This is a genomic window from Butyrivibrio sp. NC3005, from assembly GCF_000424545.1.
Classification (GTDB): Bacteria; Bacillota; Clostridia; order Lachnospirales; family Lachnospiraceae; genus Butyrivibrio.
In genome coordinates this window covers 22,385-29,705 of sequence record NZ_AUKC01000050.1, presented here as the reverse complement: position 1 = coordinate 29,705, position 7,321 = coordinate 22,385, and the positions used below count along the sequence as shown (strand labels likewise).

At 37.9% G+C, this 7,321-nt stretch carries 6 protein-coding genes; all 6 read right to left on the bottom strand.

Annotation, left to right across the window (positions count from 1 at the left end; genetic code table 11):
• The coding region (gene tnpA / locus G634_RS20900) for an IS200/IS605 family transposase (protein ID WP_155830583.1) at positions 1-225 on the bottom strand (225 nt) is incomplete at its 3' end.
• A 267-nt stretch (positions 226-492) separates the two neighbouring features.
• Positions 493-2,229, bottom strand: a complete 1,737-nt coding sequence (locus G634_RS0112665; protein WP_026505599.1) for an SGNH/GDSL hydrolase family protein — start codon at positions 2,227-2,229, stop codon at positions 493-495.
• 462 nt (positions 2,230-2,691) lie between these two features.
• Positions 2,692-3,645: a hypothetical protein gene (locus tag G634_RS0112660; protein WP_026505598.1), complete on the bottom strand. Its 954-nt coding sequence runs from the start codon at positions 3,643-3,645 to the stop codon at positions 2,692-2,694.
• A gap of 91 nt (positions 3,646-3,736) precedes the next feature.
• Positions 3,737-5,200, bottom strand: a complete 1,464-nt coding sequence (locus G634_RS0112655) for an ABC transporter substrate-binding protein (RefSeq protein ID WP_026505597.1) — start codon at positions 5,198-5,200, stop codon at positions 3,737-3,739.
• Positions 5,201-5,394: 194 nt separating this feature from the next.
• Positions 5,395-6,405, bottom strand: coding sequence for a carbohydrate ABC transporter permease (locus tag G634_RS0112650; RefSeq protein WP_026505596.1), 1,011 nt, complete (start codon positions 6,403-6,405; stop codon positions 5,395-5,397).
• On the bottom strand, positions 6,398-7,306 hold the full coding sequence (locus tag G634_RS0112645) for a carbohydrate ABC transporter permease (protein WP_026505595.1): 909 nt from the start codon (positions 7,304-7,306) through the stop codon (positions 6,398-6,400). The genes G634_RS0112650 and G634_RS0112645 overlap by 8 nt, the downstream gene beginning before the upstream one ends.
• Positions 7,307-7,321: the final 15 nt, after the last annotated feature.

Below are 7,321 nucleotides of genomic sequence, written 5' to 3'. Positions count from 1 at the left end.
TATAAGCATATGTATATGGTCAGGCATTGTTTCCATAGCAAGGATTTTAATGCCTAAATCTTCGGCTGTACGGTAAAGATGTTCTTTAACATCCGACTCTATATTGCCAACAATGACCTTCTTACGATACTTGGTGCACCATACTATATGGTACTGTAAGCAGTATACATGCCCTCTACCATGCGTTGCATCTGATTTTATTGTAAATATTCTATTTTTATCCATGTCTGTATAATACCATACGTAATTAGCAGAGTCAAGAAAAGGCGGCTAACTCATGACTAAAGTCACGAGTTAGCCGCCAATGTTATCAAAGAATTGTAATAGGTGGCATTTCTGCCTATGCATAATTCCATTCTCATTTTGTCATAATCGTATTGCCTTATAGCTTGTATAATTTTTCTGATTAATCTTATACAACAAAATGGATGACTTCTGTTCGATACAGAAAGTCATCCATTTTGTTAATCTACGTACTTATTTTTAGAAAACTCACTTCACAATACCAAATCCTAATATTGTAAATACTTTATCTTCCATTCCCTCTGCCATCTTAAGACTTACATGGTGTTTTGCACTCTTTTCCTCATTTAAAATAATTACAGAATTTGCATGAGTCCAGCCAACCTGAAGCGGATTTGCATCGTATACTTTCTTGCCATCGATGCTGACTTCACAAGTTCCATAAGAAGGACTTCCGGAATCCTGGAACAACAATAGAAGGCGCTTGCAGTTGATATCCATTTCAAATGGCTCATTTCCAGTCTTTCCTGAGTGTGACCAGTTATATGGAAACTCAGGAACAGGAGTAATCTCTCTATCCATTTCTACCATCTGAAGATTGGTATCTGTATCTTTGAAAGAACCCTCACTAAGGTTACTGATACCAAACTCAGCTTTAAGTGCCGGATACTCTTTTATATCAAGAAGCTTTACTGTCTCAAAGTCTGCTCCAATTGCTGGCTTTGTAGCTGCGACATTAACTTCTTCACCATCATTTCCTTCACCTGCATTTACTACATCTATAAGGTTAATGAGGCAGTCGCTCATAATTCTATGACCTGCATTTGTAGGATGGAACTGATCATAGAAGAACTGGTTCTTAGAAATAACTCTTCCATCATTTGGAAGAAGTTTAAACTGTGGAGTTACTGCATCCATGATACTTACCATAGGGATATTGTAACGCTCACCTACGCAGCCAAGTCTATCCTGAAGATTCCAGTCAAATGAGAATACCGCAAACAGGAGTACTACAGCTGGTTTCCACGGAAGTTCCAATGCTTTTCTTACAAGTGACTCGTAACATACACCTTTAGTTTCATCGCCTTCATCATTTACTGCAAATTCAATTACAATAATATCAGGCTTTTTAGTGCCATCTCTAAGGATATCTCTATCAAATCTGACCATTCCAAGCTCGGATGGAGTTCCACCAACACCTGCTTTTACAAGATCAACTTTTCCGCCCTTGACAAACTTTTTCTCAAATGTATCAGCAAAGTTTCTTGCATAACTCTTCTCATGAATCGGAATAGCACCTGCTCCCTGCGTAATAGAGCCGCCGATGAAAGCAAGTGTTACATCCTCGCCGCTTCCTGCCTTCTGTAAAAGCTTGGTAATTCTGCCTGTATTACCCTTTAGCATAAGGGATTTTTTAATCATTTCCTTATATCCATCTGATTCAAAATCAACCATGGCATCAACAGACTGAATAGGAGCTACAAAACCGTCATTTAAATAAAATCTTACATCTGCAGAAGCCTGAATACCTGACTTTGCAAATTCAAATCTAATCTGTCCAATTTCTTTGTCAGCTTCAAAGAAATCAACATCACCTAAATCAATCACTCTCTCCATTCCATCCATAGGAAGATCCATGATAATTTCAGTAGACTCTTCTCCTGGATTATGTGGATACATCTGCATTACAAATCTGACACTCTCGTCAGAATCTCTTCCAGAAACACTTACACCAATGCTATAAACCATCTTACGGAAGCCTTCTGTAGATTTCAGCAAGTCAATCATGTAATCGTCTGTTATATTACCTGTCAGGCGTGCTGCATCCAGCAATCTTCCACCATCTTCATAAATAAACTGAATACCTCTTCCATCCTTCTGCGGAGCTCCATAGATATCCTTACCCTGCATTATGAAGAAAAACGGTCTCTTCTTTTCCGGATCCTTCGGCGCAACAGGACCTCTTCTCTTTTCTGCTGTTTCCATAATTCAGATTCCTCTTTTCTATCAAAATAATAATGATTATATCTTCAAAATACCTCTAATTATTACTGACATTTTTTAGTAAAAAACATGACTTCTTGCTGAGATTTATGATAATCATCAGCAAGAATCCTGCTTCGCAGGACAAAATTTGTCTTGACGACAAATTTTGGTCTGGTACGGTTATTGATTTTCCTGATGAAAACAATAACCTATACTTTATTGTTTTGAATACTTAGTAGATTAGTTTTACTGGCTTGTAATATTTCATGAGCAGAACTGTTTATAAACGTTGGTACTTATGCGCTGTTTTTTAGCGCATTACGTACCACTACGTTTATAATCAAGCGAAAGCGTGTCTGCGACGAAATATACAAACAGTAAAACGAACTATATAGAAACAATAAAGTATGACTTCTTGCTTTTTTATATTTATATATATGAGTTTTGCTGGCTTGTAATATTTCATGGCCAGATGCCAGGTCTTGGCTTATTAACCACGATAATCTTTGACTGCTCCAAATTTCTTAATAGTAGAAGTCTAGCCTCTCCGACTTTCTCAGGTTTAAGCATGAAGAAGCAATAAGTCTCTATAAGTGAAAATAGATTTGCTGTTCTTCCTTCAATCTTGAAATTATTAATTCCCATCGGAACATATTTGTCCCAGATAAGTTCAGGAGATACAAATGTTGAATAGTCCTGAATTGTATATAAACAGTTGTTATCGCCATACTCACACTTCCATGGAATAAGTGGTGTACGCTTTTCTAATGGAAGGTTACGGTTTCTTTCGATAATCTTCTGATTTTTTGCGATGTTCTTATAGTGGTCTCCTCTTCTCTTACAATCCGGTACGCAAAGAGCATTGACGAGAACCTCTAACTTTTCTTTATGATTTACTTTTTCCAAAATATCCCATTTGTTGTTCAGATTATAATCGAGTACTACATACTTATAATCTTTTTCCATTTCCGCATTCAGTTCTTCTACATCTCTTATCTCTTTGCAGGTTGTGGAGTCAATTTTGTAAGCCGGATATTTTTCTCTAATGTACTGCTCTAATATAGGTGAAAAAACAAGGACTTCATTCATTCCATTATTTCCTTTTTCCAAACAGAAATTGCAAAAAGGATCTTTCAAGTCTTCCTCTGTAATCAGAGGATTTGTAAATGTAAATCTAACTGGAATTTTCTTGCTGTTAATAGCAGAAATAACGCTTTTTACAAACTGTGCATCACACTGATCTTTGCCAAGAAGTCTTCCTCCATTCCACAAAGAAAACGGGAATGCCCCAAAACAGGATGCAATTTCTACACCCTCTCTGAAAAATTCTCTATGCTGTTCATAGAGGCTTATCCAAAACATATTCAAAGGAAAATTATATCTAAGTCCCGGAAGATGAAATCTAACTTTTTCCATATTGCTGTCTCCTAATTAAAACGGAGCGGCAAATTACGCCGCCCCGTCTATATTTAATAAATATTTAGCGAGCTTAACTTAATGTAAGTAATTATTTAATATTCTTATTTGCATCGTCTACATAAGACTTCCATGTATCACGAATCTTTTCAACCTGCTCAGATACTACTGCATCAGGTCCAATGTTCCATACAAAGTCAGAACCAAGATTAAGGTTAGGAATCATGCTGTGATATGCAATCTTACCCTTTTCTGTCATCATTGCAATTGTTTCATCTACAGCTCTTGAATCGAAGATACCATTTCTAGCTGTGGAAAGATATCCGTTGTAATCCTCATATCCCTTAGGTGGATTTGTGTAAAGGTTCCAAGCAAATGCAAGCTTCCAAGCCTTTTCTTTGTCGTAGCAAGCAGGAATAGCAACTGGGTTGTTGCACCATACATTGATGTAGTCATCAGCCTTAGGTCCCTTAGGGAACATTACGAAACCAACTTCATCCTTCATATCTTCAAGGAAGTTACCTGGGCATCCAGCATATTCGTCTTCAACGAGGAATGCAGCCTGGCCGTTAAGGAATGCTTCCTTGTAGTAATCCCACTCTGCTCCTTCTGGATCAGGCATGTCGTACTTCTTGTAAATCTTTACGCACCACTCAAGAGCTTCAAGTGTCTCTGGGCTCTCAAGGTTGTACTTGAACTTGCCGTCCTTATCCTTATCAATGTAAGAACCGTTGTTTGCAAAGATAGCTTCAGATGTCATAACACCTTCATTAAGTGTAAGACCATAAACATCAATTACACCATCGTTATCCTTATCCTTCTGAACCTTGGAAAGAAGTTCTTCGAATGCATCCCATGTCCATGTTCCATCTTTCTGCATATCATAAATTGATTCTGGATCAACACCAGCATCCTTCAACAGTCTCTTATTGAAGTAAACACCAGTTCTTGCTTCTGAGTATCCAGCGAACATAGCATAGATGTGATCACCTGATGAATACTGCTCGTGAAGAAGGTTTCTCTGGAACTTATCAGACTTAAAGTCAAGGCAGTCAAGTGTTGAAAGGTCATACATAAGACCATTAGCCATAGCTGATGTGATAGCTGGATCATCACGAAGTGTGAAGATATAGTTCTCATCGCCGCCTGTTGTAGCATAGTCTACGAAATCTGTAGGAGTTGTTCCCCAGTCAGACATAGCCTGTGGCTTAATTGTAAAGTTGTAAGTTTCCTGAATCCAATCTCTGTACTCCTTAACAGCTTCCTCATACTCGTTTGCTGGATCTGTTGGATCTCCAGACCACCAGTCACGAATAATGATTTCCATACCACCAAGATCAACTGGCTTGCCATCCTTGTCCTTGATAATCTCATAGCCGTCATCTGCAGCTGAATCCCCTTCGGATGCCTGATCAGCACTTGATTCATTGTTTGCTGTCTTGTCATCACCATTTCCAGCTGTGTTACCATCATTCTTTGAGCATCCTGCCATGCTAAAAAGCATAGCTGCCATTGTGATGATGGCTGTTGCTTTGGTTGTTAAAGATCTACGCATACTCTAATCCTCCTAAAATGTAATCCCCATACCGGGAGATATATTTACCGAACAGCCCTATTTATTTTTCTGTTCGGGTAGAGCACATACCCTAATTTAATATCTTTCCATAATACCCATAAGTGAGCGCTAAATATTTATAACCCTTTTTATAGAGTCTGTCTGCAGGTAAATCCTGCAAACAGATTCATTATTTACATCTTGATACCAGTGCTACTGATACTCTCTACGAATGCTCTCTGAGCAAATAAGTAAAGGATGATAAGTGGTGCTACAATCATCAAGGTACCTGTTGCAAGGATACAGTTAGAATAAGCAACTGAAATTGTTGTCTTAACTCCGTTAATTCTCTGAATATAAGCACCAAGACTATCAACGATACGTGAAAGACCTGTACTTACAAGTTTTGTATTTCCAAGGAACATTCTGGAATAGAAGCCATCTGTCCACTGCCATACAAAGGCAAAAAGGAAACAGGATGTAATAATTGGCTTTGCCTGAGGAAGCATAATTCTTACAAATGTCTTGAATGTTCCACATCCATCAACATATGCAGCCTCTTCCAAATCTCCAGGAATGTTACGGAAATACTGACGAATCATATAGATATACAATCCGTTTTTGAGTCCCATACATCCCATACTCATCAGATAGTAAGGAACTTTTGAACCTCTAAGGTTAAGTGTTTCACCTGTAATAAGCTTGAATAATCCAAGTACATCGAAAAATCTGAAATGAAGGTGAAGTGAACTTGCGATTGTCTGTGGTGGAATGAGGATTACAAGGATTACACATGCAAACCAGAATTTCTTAAATGGAAACTCGAATCTTGCAAAACCATATCCTACAATCGTACACATTGCAATCTGAATTGCTCCAATTGTCAGTGAAATAAGTATAGAATTGAAAATTGATTCTCTATAATTTATCAGTTCTGCTGACAATCTGTAATTTGCTGTTGTAAAATGTTCCGGAATAGCAATTACTATTGGATTATACAAGTCTGTCTCTGTCATGAAACTTACAGAAATCTTATTAAGGATTGGCTGTATTATCATAAAACACATACCAAACAAAAGTATAAACCTGATAATGCTTACCGCTCTTTGGCCAACTACCTTTTTGAAAAGGTAGCCGCCTGATAACTTATTTCTCTCCCAGAATCCAAGCTTGTCGTATTCTGCATGATTTTCCACATTAGTCATAGTAGTAAACCCTCTTTGATATGAAATACGAAGTAACTCCGACAAACGCAACTACAAGAAGGAAATAAATCCAAGACATTGCTGATGCATTGCCGTACTGCTGCTGATCAATCATTACCTTCTGAATCTTCTCGATAACCTTGTTATCAGTTCTCATACAGAAGTCTACTACTGTATAAATCCAGTTTACAAGGAAGAGTGAACTAATCATCGGGAATGTAATCTTCCAAAGGCTTTCCCACTTTGTACAACCTTCAATATCAGCTGCTTCGTACATACTAGATGAAATAGTCTGCAAACCTGATAAGAAGATAATAATCTGAATACCAGATGCAAGTGCTACATCATAGATGTTGTTAATAACTTCGAATACCTTTTCATAAGCTCTAACACCAACACCTGCTGTTCTAAGGACACTTTCAAGTGCATCAGTTACACTGATTCCCTGTGTTGTCTGCTCGATTGTCTGAGCAAGGTTAGCCATCAACTGGTTATTAGATTCAAGACCTACGATAACACCTGATGAAAGGATAACCGGAAGAAAGAATACTGCTCTGGCAAGTGCTCTTCCGTGGAACTTCTGGTTAAGAACCAGAGCTACGAAGAAACTAAATACTATAATTGCCAGTGAATATACCATCATTCTGGAGATTTCCTCCCAGAGTAGTCTGTTGAACTCAGGATCTACTCTGAAAGCATTTTTATAATTTTGAAGTCCTGTAATTGTCTTAGTAACTTTACCAGCTGCCAGATTTACTTCACAAAAGCTCATGTAGCAGGACTCAAAAAGTGGCTTGACCATAAAGACCAAAAAGCCGATTATAAACGGAGATATAAACAAATATCCCGATATTGCCTTGCGCTTCTGCAGCCCGGCTAATTTGTTTTTTTCCTTACTCATAACAAGCGCCTTCCT